Source organism: Spirochaeta cellobiosiphila DSM 17781 (genome assembly GCF_000426705.1).
Lineage (GTDB): Bacteria > Spirochaetota > Spirochaetia > DSM-17781 > DSM-17781 > Spirochaeta_E > Spirochaeta_E cellobiosiphila.
Window position 1 is genome coordinate 376,900 of the sequence record NZ_AUFW01000007.1, and the last position, 17,712, is coordinate 394,611.

14 protein-coding genes are annotated in these 17,712 nt (G+C 33.8%); 6 read left to right on the forward strand and 8 right to left on the reverse strand.

What is annotated here, in order from left to right:
* Positions 1–9 precede the first annotated feature (9 nt).
* Both murA and K345_RS0101675 read right to left on the reverse strand, forming a co-directional pair.
* The gene (murA, locus tag K345_RS0101670) at positions 10–1,290 is read right to left on the reverse strand and encodes a UDP-N-acetylglucosamine 1-carboxyvinyltransferase (RefSeq protein WP_028972697.1); all 1,281 of its coding nucleotides are present in this window, start codon (positions 1,288–1,290) and stop codon (positions 10–12) included.
* Positions 1,291–1,321: 31 nt separating this feature from the next.
* Entirely contained in the window at positions 1,322–2,443 is a 1,122-nt protein-coding gene (locus tag K345_RS0101675) for a hypothetical protein (protein ID WP_156888267.1), read from the reverse strand.
* 118 nt (positions 2,444–2,561) lie between these two features.
* Between K345_RS0101675 and K345_RS0101680 the strand changes: the two genes are divergently transcribed.
* Together K345_RS0101680 and thrC are read left to right on the forward strand one after the other, a co-directional pair.
* Positions 2,562–3,935 carry an aspartate kinase gene (locus K345_RS0101680; protein WP_028972699.1) on the forward strand — a complete coding sequence of 458 codons (1,374 nt, stop codon included), beginning with the start codon at positions 2,562–2,564 and terminating at the stop codon, positions 3,933–3,935.
* A 1-nt stretch (position 3,936) separates the two neighbouring features.
* Positions 3,937–5,250 carry a threonine synthase gene (gene thrC, locus K345_RS0101685; RefSeq protein WP_028972700.1) on the forward strand — a complete coding sequence of 438 codons (1,314 nt, stop codon included), beginning with the start codon at positions 3,937–3,939 and terminating at the stop codon, positions 5,248–5,250.
* A gap of 65 nt (positions 5,251–5,315) precedes the next feature.
* On the opposite strand, the gene K345_RS0101690 is transcribed toward thrC, so the two are convergent.
* Positions 5,316–7,055 (reverse strand): DUF4954 family protein, encoded by a 1,740-nt coding sequence (locus tag K345_RS0101690; RefSeq protein ID WP_028972701.1) that lies wholly within the window; start codon positions 7,053–7,055, stop codon positions 5,316–5,318.
* 83 nt (positions 7,056–7,138) lie between these two features.
* On the opposite strand from K345_RS0101690, the gene K345_RS19270 reads away from it, so the two are divergent.
* On the forward strand, positions 7,139–8,401 hold the full coding sequence (locus K345_RS19270) for a glycosyltransferase (protein WP_053227974.1): 1,263 nt from the start codon (positions 7,139–7,141) through the stop codon (positions 8,399–8,401).
* Here the strand turns inward: K345_RS19270 and K345_RS0101700 are convergent.
* Genes K345_RS0101700 through K345_RS0101715 form a run of 4 tightly spaced genes read right to left on the reverse strand, consistent with a single transcriptional unit; the run spans position 8,398 to position 12,934 of the window.
* Positions 8,398–10,062 carry a hypothetical protein gene (locus K345_RS0101700; RefSeq protein ID WP_028972702.1) on the reverse strand — a complete coding sequence of 555 codons (1,665 nt, stop codon included), beginning with the start codon at positions 10,060–10,062 and terminating at the stop codon, positions 8,398–8,400. The two genes, K345_RS19270 and K345_RS0101700, sit on opposite strands and share 4 nt — an antisense overlap.
* Positions 10,055–10,849, reverse strand: coding sequence for a DUF6675 family protein (locus K345_RS0101705; RefSeq protein WP_156888269.1), 795 nt, complete (start codon positions 10,847–10,849; stop codon positions 10,055–10,057). The genes K345_RS0101700 and K345_RS0101705 overlap by 8 nt, the downstream gene beginning before the upstream one ends.
* Before the next feature lie 8 nt (positions 10,850–10,857).
* The gene (locus K345_RS0101710; RefSeq protein ID WP_028972704.1) at positions 10,858–11,820 is read right to left on the reverse strand and encodes a GDP-mannose 4,6-dehydratase; all 963 of its coding nucleotides are present in this window, start codon (positions 11,818–11,820) and stop codon (positions 10,858–10,860) included.
* Position 11,821: 1 nt separating this feature from the next.
* Positions 11,822–12,934: a glycosyltransferase family 4 protein gene (locus tag K345_RS0101715; protein ID WP_028972705.1), complete on the reverse strand. Its 1,113-nt coding sequence runs from the start codon at positions 12,932–12,934 to the stop codon at positions 11,822–11,824.
* Positions 12,935–12,985: 51 nt separating this feature from the next.
* Between K345_RS0101715 and K345_RS22020 the strand changes: the two genes are divergently transcribed.
* Positions 12,986–14,344 (forward strand): sugar transferase, encoded by a 1,359-nt coding sequence (locus K345_RS22020; protein WP_169714741.1) that lies wholly within the window; start codon positions 12,986–12,988, stop codon positions 14,342–14,344.
* Between the two features lie 3 nt (positions 14,345–14,347).
* Positions 14,348–16,048, forward strand: a complete 1,701-nt coding sequence (locus K345_RS0101725) for a hypothetical protein (RefSeq protein ID WP_028972706.1) — start codon at positions 14,348–14,350, stop codon at positions 16,046–16,048.
* Here K345_RS0101725 and K345_RS0101730 read toward each other — a convergent pair.
* Positions 16,045–17,169, reverse strand: a complete 1,125-nt coding sequence (locus K345_RS0101730; protein WP_028972707.1) for a glycosyltransferase family 4 protein — start codon at positions 17,167–17,169, stop codon at positions 16,045–16,047. The two genes, K345_RS0101725 and K345_RS0101730, sit on opposite strands and share 4 nt — an antisense overlap.
* Before the next feature lie 239 nt (positions 17,170–17,408).
* On the opposite strand from K345_RS0101730, the gene K345_RS19280 reads away from it, so the two are divergent.
* Positions 17,409–17,633, forward strand: a complete 225-nt coding sequence (locus K345_RS19280; RefSeq protein ID WP_053227976.1) for a transposase — start codon at positions 17,409–17,411, stop codon at positions 17,631–17,633.
* Positions 17,634–17,712 lie beyond the last annotated feature (79 nt).

The window sequence follows — 17,712 nt, forward strand, 5'->3', positions numbered from 1 at the left end:
GCTCTTTTATTATTCTGGTAATCGCTTGATTCGTGCTCCAAGCAACTGAAGCCTTTCACAGATATTTTCATAACCCCTTTCAATTTGATAGACATTATGAATTTCACTGGTTCCTTCCGCACATAAAGCAGCAATAACCATGGCCATACCAGCGCGTACATCAGGAGAAACAAGGTCACTTCCCCGTAGACGAGAAGGGCCTGTTACAACAGCTCTATGGGGATCACAAAGAATAATCCCAGCACCCATAGCAATTAATTTATCAACAAAAAACATTCTAGATTCAAACATTTTCTCATGAATAAGTATTGTACCATTGATCTGTGTAGCCACTACTGTCATTATACTAGTTAAGTCAGGTGGGAATCCTGGCCAGGGGGCATCATCTATTTTAGGAATGGCACCACCAAAGTCAGGATTAACTCTCATCTTCTGACCAGAGGGAACTAATATAGAAGATCCAGAGGTTTCCCAATGAATTCCCATTTTATTATAGGCGATCCTAACCATTCTTAAGTGTTGTGGATCAGCATCAGTAATTTCTAATTCACTTCTTGTGACAGCAGCTAGACCAATCAAAGAACCAACTTCCATGAAATCAGCACCAATTTTATAAGTGGTACCTTTTAATTTCTTAACCCCATCAATAGTTAATATATTACTACCCACACCAGTAATCTTAGCGCCCATCTGATTAAGCATATTACACAAATCCTGAACATGTGGTTCAGAAGCTACGTTTTCCATAACAGTTTGACCCTCAGCTAAAACAGCTGCCATAATAGCATTCTCTGTGGCCGTTACAGATGCTTCATCTAAAAATACATTTTTACCAACAAGTTTATTGGTTGATATATTAAAAGCACCATCATGGTCTATACTTGCTCCCAAACTTAGTAGAGCAAGAAAGTGAGTATCTAATCGACGGCGTCCTATAACATCTCCCCCAGGAGGAGGTAGTTGAACTTTTCCCAATCGAGCTAACATAGGACCTGCAAACAATATAGAAGCTCTAACAGCTTTCGCTAGTTCTACGGGAATTTCGTGTGTCTTAATATCTGAAGCTTTGATTTGAAAGGTATGTTTTTTTAAGTGTTTAACTTCACAACCTATTTTTTCTAGAATATTTAGCATTACAAGAACATCCTCTATCTCTGGAATGTTCTCTAGTATAACTGCTTCATCAGTTAGCAAAGCTGCAGCAATACAAGGAAGCGCTGCATTTTTGTTTCCATTAGCTTTAATCTTTCCTTTAAGAGGAAAGCCACCATCTACAATATATTTATGCATAATGGGACTTTAACGTGTGAAAAACTAATTGTCAATCAAAGATCAACTTAAACTTACGATCGCCAAAAGGGTTGCTTGTTAGGCTAATAGAGGCCTTGAAAAAGTATTCACCATTGTCATCTGTTAGAACTCTAAAGGAAAGAGTATAAATCTGATGAGAGTTTATTGAAAATGGATTCTCAAGCGGCTCAGGTAAATTTACCGTTCTGGGATTAAAATTCCAATACAAACTATCATTATCAGCTTTGAAGAGCTTTTGAATGATTTCATCTTCCGTAAACCCCTTAGCTTTTAATTTATTGAGTTGATTTACGTCAACCATATTTGATAATAAGTATTTCCAGTCTTTACGATAAATAACTATTTCCAACTGTTTAAGATATTCCCGTAAACTTCGAAGAAGGGGGATAGAAGCCTTTTCAACAAATTCTGATCCATCCCATTCTTCCCACGATAGAAAAGTTTCGTATCCTAAACCTTCCTCAAATCCTTTTCTTATTTGTACAATATCCAGTAGTTCATTATTGTTCACTTGTGATATGAAGAAATCTCGTTGTTTGTCTTTGAACAAAGACAAGGATTGCCGTCGTTCTTTCTTCCAGACAGTAGCCTTGACCTCATCTTTTTCAATATTTGGGAATGTGGCAACCAATAAAAAAGGGACATCTGATTGGGCTAAGGAATAAGCAACAAATTGACCAAAAACTTGATACTCTCCCATAGGAATAACGTCACCTAATATGACACGACCTGAATGCTGATAGAAAGTATAGATATAAGCTTTTCTTTTGTTAGCTTGTTGGTAAAGCCGGTCTATATTTCCTAAATTAGCTCTATTAGATTCACTCCAAGACTTAGCTTGAATAGCCATTATAATTAGATCCGAGTACCCATCATCATCTAAGTCTTTATAGATAGCATAAATTTTCCCATTATTATGATAGGGGTATAGTTCTGATGGGAGCATACGACTAGCTTGATTTAACATAAAAAATCGGTCTAAAGATTTATCTACAGAAGAAGGTAAACTATGAGAGGCAGAACCTTCAATATTATTATCTACATTGGGAATACTTATGTTAACAGATGTGTTGTCTGCCTCTTGTTTTTTATTTGACTGACAAGAAATGAATAGACTTAATATAATAAACATTATTACTCGGATATATTTCATGACTTATCATATCTTTGGAATGGTGAATCATCAATGGTGTAGAAAATTTATTTTAAACAGGATATAAAAATATTTAATAAAACTATAGGATAAAATCATGATTGTAAGGAAATTTGGAGGATCTTCCCTAGCTGATAGTGAAAGAATAAAAAATGTGGCTCATATTATTCAAGACAGACAGGATCAAGTTGTTGTTCTATCAGCAATGAAAGGTATAACAAATCTGCTAATTGAAGTATCAGGTTTGGCAGAACTCGGTGATCAAAGCTATCACGAAAAGCTAGAGAATATTAAAAATATCACCATAAAAACGGCCCATGACTTATCAGTATCACAAGAAAAAATCCAGGAAATAAATCAGCTTTTAGTGGAGCTTAAAGATATTCTCCATGGAATTGAATTAGTTAAAGAATGCAGTCCGCGAAGCTTAGATTTGGTATCAAGTTTTGGAGAAAGGTTTAGTTGTAGGCTTATGACGGGATATCTTTTATCTCTAGGTATTGATGCTACCTATATAGATGCCCGAAAATTAATCGTTACAAATACATCATTTAATCATGCAGCAGTGGATAGCAAAGCTACAAAAACAAAAATTCTCTCCCAGCTCAGAAACATTGATAAAATCTCAATTATGACCGGATTTATCGGTGCCACCAATGAAGGAATTACAACAACTTTGGGAAGAAATGGCTCAGATTATTCTGCTAGTATTGTAGGCGGAGCTTTAGATGCTGAGAAGGTGGAGATATGGACTGATGTTGATGGTGTGTTGAGTGCTGATCCCAGATTTGTACAAAATGCATTTGTGATTAACGAACTTAGTACACAGGAAGCAATGGAATTATCTTATTTTGGTGCAGAAGTAATCCATCCTTCAACAATGCTTCCAGTTGTTGAGAAAAATATTCCTATAGTTATTAAAAACACTCTTAACCCTTCAGCCGCAGGCACAAAAATAATAGCTAATCCAAAACGTCACTCCAATCCTATTACAGGTATAGCTTCTATTGAAAAAGTTTGTATGATCAATGTAGAAGGTGGAGGAATGATCGGCATGCCTGGAGCTGCATCCAAAGTTTTTACCGCATTAGCAGAGGCTGATATCAATATAGTAATGATCAGTCAGGCCTCTAGTGAGCATAGCATATGTCTTGTATGTAAAGCTAATGAAGCAAATCTAGCAATGGAGACTCTCCAAACAAAACTACAACCAGAACTGCAAAGTAAATTGATTCAATCATTTGATCTACAAAAGGAACTTGAAATCATAGCCATCATAGGTGAGAATATGCGGGGAACACCCGGAATAAGTGGAAAGCTTTTCAAAGCACTTGGTGATGCTGGTATCAATGTTCTGGCTATAGCACAAGGTTCAAGCGAAAGAAATATATCTTTTGTAATACATAAATCCAGCAGAAATTTAGCATTAAATGTTGTACACGATGCCTTTTTAGGCCCAAAAGGAAGTTAATATGAAATTTTACTCTACAAGGAACCATCAGGCAAAAAAATCCTTCTCAGAAGCTATTTTCCAAGGTCTAGCGCCAGACGGAGGTCTTTATGTTCCAGAAGATTGGATTAATTTAAAATCCGATTTTCTCGAACTTAATCACCAAACAACAATCAATGAGATTGCTGAATTAGTGACCTACTCACTAATGCCAGAAGAATTAAGTCGTAAGGAAGCTTCAGACATTGCTCAGAAAGCTTTTCCTTTTGCTCCCAAAATAGACAAGGTTAAAGATCAACTATCCATTCTCGAGTTGTATCATGGTCCCTCATCAGCCTTTAAAGATTTTGGAGCAAACTACTTAGCTACAGTAATGGAACACTTTCTTAAAGGCGATAATCGTAAGGCAATCATATTAACAGCAACAAGTGGAGATACAGGATCAGCAGTAGCTCAAGCCTTTTATGAAAAAGATAATATTGAAGTTGTTATACTTTATCCTTCAGGACGTGTTAGCCCTCTTCAGGAGAAACAATTAACGACATTGGGTAAGAATATTACAGCCATCGAAATTGAAGGATCCTTCGATGATTGTCAAAAGATGGTCAAAGAGGCTTTTGTGGATGAAGAATTAATGAAGTTACTTCCTTTAACATCTGCAAATTCAATCAATTTGGGACGTCTAATACCTCAATCCTTTTATTATATTTGGGCCTTTTCACAACTTAAAGAACAATTAGATGAAGAAATCTATTACTGTGTTCCCAGTGGCAACTTTGGAAATTTGACAGCCGGAATATACGCCTGGAAATGGGGATTGCCCGTATCAGGTTTTCTAGCTGCTACAAATGCTAATGATGTTGTACCGGAATATCTTCAAAAAGGAGATTACCAACCACGACCATCGATACCAACATACTCTAATGCTATGGACGTTGGTAATCCTAGTAACTTTGAAAGATTAAGGCATGTGTTTGATGACAATTGGAATTTGATGCGATCCATGATTCAAGGGGAAACTATTTCAGATAAAGAAACCTTATCCACAATGAAACGCTACTATGAAGAGAAGAACCGTTTCATCTGTCCCCACACTGCAGTTGGAGTTCTTGCCAGTGAAAACTTCCTTGCAGAATATCTTAAGGGATCTGGTTATGTGGTTTCTCTTGCCACTGCTCATGCTGGTAAATTCCTTGAAGTATCTCAGAAAGCTATAGGACGAGAACCAGAACTTCCAGAAACTCTGAAGAGCCTGCTAAAGAAGGAAAAACAGGCTTACTCCTTAGGAAATACATTAGCAGATCTTAAAACTTTTCTTAAAGATCACTTTGCTTAATATAAAAACGTCAGACTTTTTACCTAAAAAGGTCTGACGTTTTTGGGTATTTGCTCAGACGTTTTCTAGGTAATGGTCTGAGCTTTTTTATCTAAATAAAGGCTAATCTTGTTCTCTTCATTAGCAAGACGAGATCTAAAACTAATAACAAAGGGATCTTCTTCTGCAGGAGCATGAGTATCATGATAATCATCGATGATTTTCTCTCCCCTTCGATCATCCTTTTGACGGCTTTTAAGGATATGTTCACCAATTAATGTTAAAATAGTGATATATCTTTTTAAATTACTTTCTTTCCCTCTAGCCATCCAATTAAACCTATCCATTAAGTCCTTCTGGTAAGGCCAATCAATACCAGGTTGTTCTAGAACAGCCTGGGTATATCCCATTAAACAGTAATATTCTATATAAAATTCGTAGGTTTCAATGGCTCTAATACGATCAGACTCTAAAAGGTAGTTCTTACCTAAATGAGTGTCATCATAGTATGTATACACATCTTTTCCAGATAATTTAAGTAGTTTTTCACGTCCTATCCACATTTTATCCACAATCTCTTTACGAAAGATTCGATGATCCCATAGGAGCCTTTTTGATTTATCTCTCTTTTTATACTTTCCTTCATTACGCATTACACCATAAATATTGTCAGAGAGAACCCACGCCGGAATAATTCTATTAAAGTCAGCTCGAACATCATGAGGATGTTCTTCTTGATGTTTAAATAAACTGAAAGGCAGACTAACCCTTTGCGGTTGCATAGTCACACCAAAGGCTATGATACTATAAGGAGATTCAACAAAGTTACAGGGATACTTTACTGCGGAATCCAACCCAAAAAAGATACCTTCCCCTGGCAATATCTCCTGATCAGGCATTCGGGATGTGTGATTTGATCCTATATTGGCTCCATAGGCGACATTACCTCTACCTTCTGGCCACCATGCGGCTATCAGTAAGGACTGATGATGGAAACCAACAAAAGGTCCTACCAAAGAGGATGTTACTTCACCTTCTGCAATACCAGTATTTGGACCAATAACACTGGAAAATACCTTCCCATGCCTTTCAACATGACTATGTTCTAACAAAGCTGAATCTTCAACGATCGCCATATCTGTTACACAAGCTCCCCATTGAACTAAGGAATTGCGAAGAATAGAACCATTACTTATGATAACTGGCTCTTGTTTAGAACTGAGAATGAAAGAATTATCCACAACTTGTGCACAATCTACTGTGGAAAAATCTCCTATATAGGAATCAACTATTTTCTTTGTATTATTGATAGAACTGTGACTACCAATATAACAATACCCTTTAGGCAACTCTTCGTCAGACATTTTTAGATTGGCTAAATTCATTTCAGGAAAGAAACTTATGCTCCGACCTCCTGTTTCAATACCAACATCGATATAGCGTCCTAAACCATAAGAACTTTCTCTGTAGGACATTATTTGTGATTGTATAATAGTAGAATGGCTACCTACAAAGATCATTGAAAGCCTGGAACAATATTCAATGATAACAGAGTTGCTTATAATAACATTGTGCAATGAACTATAAGATATTTGAGAGCCATGAGCTAAAATTATTACTCCTGAAAACTGAGAAAACCAAACATCTGAAGGCTCCCAGTCATCTTCAACAACAAAGATAGTACCCGATTTTATTCTATTACCCTGGCTTATTAATTGGTTCTTTTCAATAATAGTAAGTAATCTACATTTTACTTGATTTGGTAGAACATTATTTTCAAAACTTTTTTTCCAATGGCTTAGTTTATTATTTATTTGCTTCGTCATAATTATACTATAGCATTACACTCCCCTTTTTGCATACGATGTGTTATATTTGCCTTCATCACTATGTTATTTTGCGAGGAATCATGAAGATTGCTATTTTTACAGATACTTTTTATCCCATGGTTAATGGGGTAGTTACCGCAATCCTTAATACGGCTAGGCCATTAGCAGATCGTGGACACAGAATATATATTGTTACTCCAAAAATAAATAAAGAGGATGATTTTCATTATCCTGGTATCACTATCATTCGATTGTCTTCTTTGCCAGCTACTTTTTATGAAGATTTTAGATGGACGACAGTTAGGAGTACTTCTACTTATAGAAAGCTTAGAAAAGAAGGTGTTCAATTAGTCCATTTCATGACCCCTTTTACTGCTTCTTACTTAGGTATTAAAATTGGTAGACTTCTTAAAGTACCCGTAATAGGTACATTTCATACCTTCATATCTGATCCAGCATATTATGAACACATGTTTAATAAAATATGGAAACCTACTGAACCTGTTGTATGGAAATATACTAACTTTTACTATAATGCAGCAGACTTAGTCACAGCACCAAGTCCTAGTACTCTAAAATCCATGCATGAAAACGGATGCCATGTAGAAGGTAAAGTGATATCCAACGGAATTAGTCCTGATATTTTTGATAACACAAATTGGAAAGAGTTCAAAAAAACACATAACCTTGGAGAAAAAGTAATTTTATATTTTGGTAGATTAGCCCAAGAAAAGAACTTACTTACTGTAGTTCGTGGCTTTGCAAAGGCATGGGAAAGTGATTCAGAACTGCAGTTATTACTAATTGGTGATGGTCCACAAAGAAAAGACGTTGAAAACATTATTAAAAATCAACCTTATGAATCAAATGTTATGATGTTAGGATCTATCCCTTATTCTACTCTGATCAAATCAGGTGTTTTTAAAGCTGCCAAGTTATTTGTCTCAGCATCAAAAACAGAAAATCAACCTATGACTATTCTGGAATCCCAAGTAAATGGCTTAGTTTGTATTGGTGCTAATGCAAGAGGAATTCCAGACCTAATAGAAGATGGAGTGAATGGTTTACTATTCCATCCTGATAAACCAGAAGAATTAGCTGATAGAATTACTACGATAACATCAAATCCTGATTTATACGAAAAGTTTAAAGCTAATACCATAACCCATATAAAAGACCATACTGTAGATGCAGTATCAAAAACATGGGAAGATCTTTATAGTAAAATGATTGAAGATTACGCCAATGGAGCTTATCCAATAAAGGATTACTTACATCTTAAAAAAATCCTTAGCATAGCTAAGGACTTTAAGTTTGACTTCTCAAAGAAGAAAAAAGACTAAAAATTATATCCAACTCGAAGAGAGAGATAGTGATTCATTGCTGTCTCTCCCTTAACAACACCTTCATTATCTACATATTCAAAAGTATAACCACAACCACCAAAGAAATCAGTCATTCCGAATGCTGAGGAATATTTGAAATTGATACCGGCTTGGTAGGTTGTTTCTATAACATCTTGTGTCAAGAAGTTAGCTGTATTAAAGAGGTGATCCTTATTTTCATAGTCATATCCAGAATCAAAGATAGATCCATCTACAGAATCTCGATGACCTGAAGTATCAGCACCCTCAGAAGCATTACCATGTCTCATCATACTTCCCCAGAGGTCAAAAGATAAGTTCGTAATTGGTGCAAATGACATGCTAAGTTTTAATCTATCCGAGTTAGGATCCAATGATGTTCCTAATGACTCACCCATATGTGAATAATTCACATAGTTCACTTCATTGTTTAAATAATCATAAGAGTCCAAAGCTTCAACGTAAACTTCATCAGAGTATTTATAGCTTTCTTTTCTGTGGGTATACATATAAGGAAGAACTGCTGTATAGCCTAACTTGATCTGACTTAGGAAGGATTCCTTAGGTGTCCAAGATACCGTACTTTGGGTTGCCAATTTAAACTTCGTATTGAAATCTCCCATCAACATATCAATCAAATGGAGATCATCTGCATAGACAGTATTATTAAGCTTTATATCCTGTGGTAGCCAGAATTCCAAGGATCCTCCTAACAATATGTTATCTGCATTACCTTGATATATGGAAGTGTACAAGTACTCTTGAAAGGGTAAGAAATACATTGGCTCGATTCTTTCTCCATAGACTACAGTCTCAAAGTAGGACATCTTTACCCAAGACTTAGGCCTCCACTCAAGTGAATGGAATTGAAAATATTTATCAGGATATGTATCTATTGTTCCATCAGAATCAATAATAACATTTTCACCACCAACATCTGTAGTGGCTAAAAGGGTTTTTATTGTTTGAGTATAAGTTAAATTATTACCTATCCAATAAATGCTTAAACCAGCGGACTGTTTAGCTCCCGGATTGAGAACAATACTATCTAATTCGGGGCCATAAGAATTCCGTGTTAGTCCCGTTTCTAAGTAAAAGTTTCTCCAATTGTATGATAGATCATTTGTTAAGCCTGGTGATAATAAAAACGTTCTTCCTTTTACAGAAAAATCTGTTTGATCAATAGTATAATCCTGTATGGATCTTTGCAAAAGAGGAAGAACAACCCCATCCGTCCTATCTATTAACATAAGGTTAGATAAAGTATCAACATGTAAGTTATCATATACAAATCCAGAGGCAAAAATGTCAATATTAGCTTGGCTATAAAAAGAATCAATGTCCGTTCTAGCAGTTTGAGATATTGATGTATCCAACTCAAACTTACGGTCTATTACAGACAAATAATAGCTGGCTAGCTTTGCATCATTACCTGAAGTCTTTGAGTATACTTCGTGTAATAAATCAATTACCATTTTTGCTGGTAGTGGCTTCATCCCGGGTACTTCAATATATCCTTGTCGAGACCATCTATCCAAATCCACATATAGCTCGTCATTTACATCAGATAAAACTTGTGCAAAAGTTGGAACGATAGCTGATGTAAGAATTATCAATAGAAATAATATTCTCTTATTCATTATCTTGCTCCATTGCAAATATAGGTTTTATGTGTTCTTCCAGATACCATTCAAAAAGACCATTTGTCCGATAATAAAAAGGATCTGATATTTTATTTTTTAAAGTTCCAAAACCATCAAACACATCAACACCACCTACACCATATATTACAGTAAAGTCACTACCATAATAAATCTGAAAGTAAGTCAGCATATTTCCAGGTTTTACAGCCGTAAACCAATCATACTTAATGGGTGTTATATTTGTTCCAGTAAAAGTAAATATATTTGCTTTGCTTTGATATTTATATTCAGACACAAATCTTGAAAATGGTTCCATTTCTTGATCAACATAGATTTTATCATTTTTAACATTCACTTCAAGCGGATCATTCTGTGGAGTCAAATCATTCTTATTAGATATCACTCTAGAATAGTCAAACATATCTCTCATTTTTTGTTTATTCCAATTCCAATAGTCTATATCTACGAATTTTGAAATTGATCTTAATGAATTAAATAGTTCAAGCTTAATATTGTCATCACTATATTTCGGAATATAAATCAATGTTTCAGATATTACATTAGGTTTTATATTTTTAATGGCCTTCTCAATAGTATTTTTTTCAGAACTATTGGGAATGAGGGATATCTTCTTATAACTATCTAGATCTTTACTCCATACCATAATGTTTTCTGGTTTTTTTTCATTTGAGAGACTCGTACCTTTAGTTATGTCAGACCAAGATTGGCAAAATAATGATGTACTAAGAATGGATAATATCAGAATTAATGCATACTTTTTCAAGATCAATTTTATAACTCCTTTTGTGATTTATAGTATTCAACGTATAAGGGTATCCCCTCAGTAATCTTTGTTTTTGGATTAAATCCAAAAGTTTTTTTACTCTTACTAATATCAGCGAAGGTTCTTTGTACATCACCTAACTGCATTGGTTGTCTATCAATGATAGCCTTTTTACCTAAAGCATTCTGAATAAGTGTAACTAAGGAAGAAAGACTTGTTGTTTGTGATTCTCCTAAATTAAATACATCCCAGGTTCCTCTTGGTTGATTTAGTAACCAATCCATAACATTTTCCAAACCATGAACAATATCATCAATAAAGGTGTAGTCTCTTTCTGTTGTACCATCCCCATAGAAAGGAATGGGAGTACCCTCATCTATCATTCTTGTAAACTTATTTATTGCCAGATCTGGTCTTTGGCCCGGCCCATATACTGTAAAAAATCTCATTGCAGCAATACGCATGTCTTTGGTTTTAGCATAAGTATGGGTCAATAACTCACAAGCCTTTTTTGTCGCTGCATAGGGAGAAATAGGGAAATCGACTCTATCATTTTCAGAAAAAGGAACTTTATCATTATTTCCATAAACACTGGAAGAAGAAGCAAAAACAATATCAGAAATACTATTTTGAGAAGCTAATTCCATTAGTTTAACAGTGGCCTCAATATTATTCTTAGTATAACCAACAGGGTCTTCAATGGAGGGACGTACTCCAGCTTTACCTGCCAAATGGAAGATAATATCTATATTATTTGTTTCAATAATTTTATTAAATTTTGAATCTAATATATCAGTTTCATAGAACTCAAATCTAGGATTTGAGTTCAATGGTTCTATATTGTTATCTTTAATTAATCTTGAATAGAAAGGATCAAAGTTATCAATTCCTATAACATAATGATCATTTACTAACTTTTTTGAAAGATTAGATCCAATAAATCCTGCAGCTCCTGTAATCAATATATTCAATTTAAACTCCTAATACAGACTTATATAAGGTAAATGTCTTATCAAACATTGTTGCAAATGTGAAATTTTCTACATAATGCTTTCGACCTTCTAATCCAAAATTGAGAACATCCTTGGGGTTATTTAGAAAATACTCTATACGTTCTTTAACAATAATATTGTCACCATGAGGTACAATAAAACCCGTTTTATCTTCAATGATGGACTCACGAGAACCGCCTACATCACTTACAATTACTGGCAGAGAGGCTCTCATAGCTTCTAGTGTACTTCTTGGAAATCCTTCCCAATTACTAATAAGTAAAAATAGATCTACTTTTTTGAGAAAGTCCGGTACATCATTTCTTTTATTATGGAATACAACTTGTTTTTCCAATCCATATTCATGGACCATTTTTTTTACAGAGTTTTCCAGGGGACCATCACCGATAAAATTACATACCCAATATAAGCCCTTTAGTTCCTTCAACGCTTTTAACAATGTAAAATGATCTTTCTGCTTCTGAAACCTAGAAACCATTACCATTTGAAGGGGATTATCTGATGTAAAAGCTTCTTTGAACTCTCTTTTTATCTCTTCCAAGAGAGGTAATCCATTATGAATAACTTTCATTTTTTTTTCAGTTGCAACATTAAACCTTAAAGCCAAATCAAAGTCGTTTCGTGAGACCGTTATTATCCTGTCACAAAATCTACTAAAATGTCTTTCAATTGCTGCATAAACTTTTTGTTTAAAATCACCGACCCCATCAGTAAAAGCCCAACCATGAGCAGTAAAAATAACCTTTGTCTTTAACTTATGTGCAGCATATCTTCCTACAATTCCAGCTTTTGAAGTATGAGTTGATAAAATATCATAATTATTCTTAATAATGACAGATCGAATTTTTCGATATGCCACGTAATCCTTTATAGGAGAAATACTTCTTTGCAATTCTTGTATATGATAAAAGGGAATATTATGGCTTTCTAATTGTTTAGTAAAATCACCTCTACTCCCAACAATGACTTCCACTTGATGGCCTAACTTTAATAAATGTATACACATATCACGTACATGAATTTGGGCTCCACCAAAGTGGTCACCACGTGTTATTATATAGGCTATTTTCATCTGCTATCCTTGCTTGATATTTGGCCGAGTATAACATATATTGTAGTCAATATGAAATCACAAACTCAGAAGTTTTTTATGTTCCTGGGAGACTATAGTATGTTACAACTTAGTCTTCTTGTTACCATATTTATTAGATATGGTAACAGCTTTACGAATTTAGTTTGGTGGCAACACATAGTATCATTCACTTGGTTATTTATTGTATGGTGTATCGTGTTTTATGCTTGGGATTTGTACAGTCTTATACGAAAATGGAGTCATAAAAATTATTTTTTTGCCATAGTGATGAACGTTTTCATATCTATGGGCTTATTTTATATAGTCCCACAGTTTGGTATAACACCTAAAACAAACCTAATACTACAGTCCATTATTTTTACTGTTTTGTTCTATTTTTGGAGATTTATTTTCAACAAAGTCTTTAATTATATTGGACATATAAAAAACGTTGTTATAATAGGTGGAGATGAAAACTCTCTATTACTAGTGAAATCATTACACAAGAATCATAAACTCGGTTACAAACCTGTGGCAATTCTTCTTGATAAAGAAATAAATAAACCTGAAGAAATTATAAATAAAGGAACCGTGTTATTTAGAGATATAGAAAAATTAGAACAGTTTATTTCTCAAAATGAGATTCATACTGTTGTTATCAGTGAAAATTGGTACCAATCTATTAAAAGAAATCTATACGATTTAATTCCACAAAAAATCAATTTCTATAATATTAGTTCCTTTTGGGAAGAATATAATAGAACCATTCCCATTTATGCCACTAATGAAATATGGTTTCTGGAAAACCTAAGGGGTTCATCAAAAGAATTTTTCGAGGTAATAAAAAGATTAGAAGACATTCTATTATCGCTTATTATGCTCCCCATCATTCTTCCTCTTTCTATAATTGCCGCATTCTTGGTTAAGATTACAAGTAAAGGTCCCATTCTCTATAGTCAAATACGTATAGGTAAAGGGGGCAAAGAATACAGAATATACAAATTTAGATCTATGAAAATTGATGCAGAAAAATATGGGGCTCAATGGTCGACTAAGAACGATCCTCGAGTAACAAAAGTTGGTAGGTTTTTAAGAGCTACACGAATAGATGAATTTCCTCAATTATTCAATGTTCTCAAAGGAGATATGAGTTTAATTGGACCTAGACCGGAAAGACCTGAATTTGTAAAAGAATTAGTAAAACAGATTCCTCACTATAATCTTCGACATTTGGTCAAACCTGGCTTAACAGGTTGGGCTCAAGTAAATATGGAATATACAGATACAATTTCAGATACTGGTAGAAAGCTAGAATATGATCTTTATTATCTAAAGAACAGAAATCCTATTTTAGATTTTAAAATTTTGCTTAAAACAGTTATGACTGTCTTTACTGGAAGTGGAAGATAAACAATGAAACAAAAAATTTTAGTTCTCAGTTTTATAATAACTAGTACTTTATCTGTAAGTGAAATCTCAGCACTAAACACACAAGAATTAATACCTAATAATTCCAAAGTATATGATTTAATGGATTACCTATTTTTGTCAACAGGTAGAACTTTAACATTAGTAGCAAAACCTGTAACCATTCAAGAGCTACTCACTCAATTAGAAAAAATAGATGTAATTGGTTTAAATGTAAACCAAAACGAAGCCTACAAAAAAATCAATAGCTTAATATATAAACAACCCCGTTTCACTATTGCAGATGGTTTGAACCTAGATTTTTCAGGCCTAATAGCCATGGAAGGTTATTATCATACAAATACTAATATTAATGAGTTCTCCTATTCCTATGCGGATCGTCTTCCTTTTTTTGGATTATATAATGATTTTCTGATTGGAGAATCTGCTTATGTTGGTGTTGATGCCGTATTCAAAAATGATAGAACTGTTACAGAGTATTACGATAGTAATTATTCTAATTTACCTTACAACCTATGGATAGATCTCGAGTTCTTACAAAGATCTGTTTTTAGTTGGGGGGGCAATAATTGGAATGTAACAGCGGGAAGAGATTTACTGGATTGGGGAACGGGATTAACTGGTAACTTCCTCATTTCTGATGCTACTGAGTACCACGAATTTATTAGACTTAAAAGCCAATGGAAACCAGTCACTTTTTCTTTTATGTGGATGTCCATTAATCCTGTGGTGTACGATAGCAATGGAAAAGCCTCTTCCTATGAAGACCTACTATCTTATTATTCCACTCCAAATGGTGATGGTACATACAAAGGAAATAATGGATACGATGAATGGGATGAAGATGTATTAGGTTTTGATTTATATAAGGCACTATATGCTCATAGAGCAGATATTCAAATAACAAATAATTTATTATTTAGTATTTCAGAATCGGCTATCCAAGCTAACCAATATCCTCAATTAGGAGATCTTAATCCATTCATGGTTTTTCATTCCAGTTTTATGGATAGGTTCTTGAAATATGCAAATATCCTAGCTGTTGCAGAACTCAACTACACACCCATACCTGGTATTATGTTCTATGGTCATTTATCTTCAGACCAATGGTCAACTACAGAAGAACAAAAGAAATGGCCTGATGCTAATGAACCAAATGCCATTGCCTATTTAGCTGGCATAAGAGGGACCATTGATGGGGGTTCTCATGGTTATTTTACATGGGGAGCTGAATATACTCATACAGATCCCTACTTTTATTTAGAAAAATACCCTTTACTCAGTTATACCTACACAAAAACAATTGTCTCTTTATACAAATCCAAAGTAACAGAAGTGGACAGTTTGGGTCACTGGATAGGGAATGATTCTAACCTTTTTACTTTAATGGGTACTTGGTATAGCAACAAGGACCAAAGTATCAGTATGATATATACTTTGCTTTTCAATGGAGAACTCCAATTAACTGATCTTTTGGAATATTCTAATGAAGCAGTAGGTAAAACTACACCAACAGGAACAGATGAAGTAATGAACCGGATCCAATTTCGTTACAATAATAAATTAACAGATAATCTTGGTTTTATTTTTGATACTGCTTTTTACCATTTTCAAAATTATGAGAACACCCATGATAATACTCAGCTAGATTATCAAATAGCAGCCTCTATATCGTATAGCTTTTAATAGTTTTTTATGAGCTCTAAGAATTTTTCTGACCAGTCAAATTCATGTTTGGCTTTGCACTTTTGCATTACTTTTTTTAGAGCTTCATATTCCAACTGATTAGAAAGTATTTTACGCAGCATTTCATACATGGATTTGACTGATCCAGGTTTACACATATATTTTGTTTCATTCAAAATAGCTTTAAATCCACTAACACTAGTTCCAACAATAGGAATACCAACTAATAATGCTTCTAGTGCAACATTAGGATAACTGTCATATAAAGAAGGTAATACTAATAAATCATGTTTAGACATTTCTTCAAGAGGGTTACTAACCTTTCCAAGAAGTTTTACATTTTCTTGAAGATTATGATTAAATATGTATTTTTTTACTTTCTTTTTATATGGACCATCACCAATAACCGTTAATTTAATATTATTATATTTTTTACATAATAAATTAAATGTTTTCAATAAAATCATAATTCCCTTTCGAAAACCAAGACTACCAACATACAGTATATTTTGGATTTCAGTTGATGAATTACTATTTTCATATTCACGATTCATCCAACTAGCACCAATATGATTCGGTATAATTTTACAAACATTAGTACTTTTGGGATTACGTTTACAAAATGCTTCAAGATCATGTACTGTTTGAAATACAATAAGATCTGCCTTTTTGCTAATTCTTTTTTCTAAGATTAATGATTTAACCAATAGGATTACAGATTTCAATTTATCAAGAAGGTTTAAGGAATACTTTATCGATAATATTTCCTCTTCTACAAAATTACTTCTTAGGGCTATTAGTAACTTAGCACCTGTTTTTTGTTTAATGGCCAATGAGCCATAAAAACTCGTTTCACCAAATATAATTATCCAATCAGCTGTATTTCTTATAAGTGTTTTATCAAGGTATTTTTTATAGAACATACTTGTTGATGAAAAAAAACTTTTATTAACATTAGGTAATATTCTAACAACAACATTTTTATTATTTATCTTAAATTTTTTTGTCCCAAAAAGAACGACTTCATTTTCTTTTTTGGCAATGTCACTGATTAATTCAATATATCTTTTGTGACCACCTGTTCTTATTTCTTGTGCAGCAGAAAAACCAATTATCTTCATAACTACACATTAACACACTTATAGCGTAACCGTCAAAATCATAGGATGTTAAAAGTCATCTTTAGAACAGCTTTTCAATCACAATTCAAGAGAAACAATTTTTCTTTATAAAAATTGAGGTTACCCAAAAGTTCGACCACTTTATAAATTACCTTCAGTCTTAATTATTATAGACTCATACTCATATGGAGTCATTATAGCGTTCCCCCTTAAATATGGACCATCTATAGGTAAAAGATATGGCATTAGAAAAAGCAGCTAGATGGACAGCAAAGAAGAAATCAGAGCTAGTCCTACAGATATTAAAAAAGGAAGTAACTCTTGCAGATATCTGTAGAGAAAATGATTTGAAACAATCAGAAGTTCAAGCTTGGCCTGATGATTTTTTAAATGCTGGTATGAATGATTTAAAGTTAGAAGCAAAGAATGAACAAGCTCAGCGTGATAGAAGCTTAAAGATATGAGAGCTAAAATTGGTGAGCTAGTATTGGAGAATGATGTATTAAAAAAGCCAAGGCTCTTATGGAAGACCAGGACAAGATC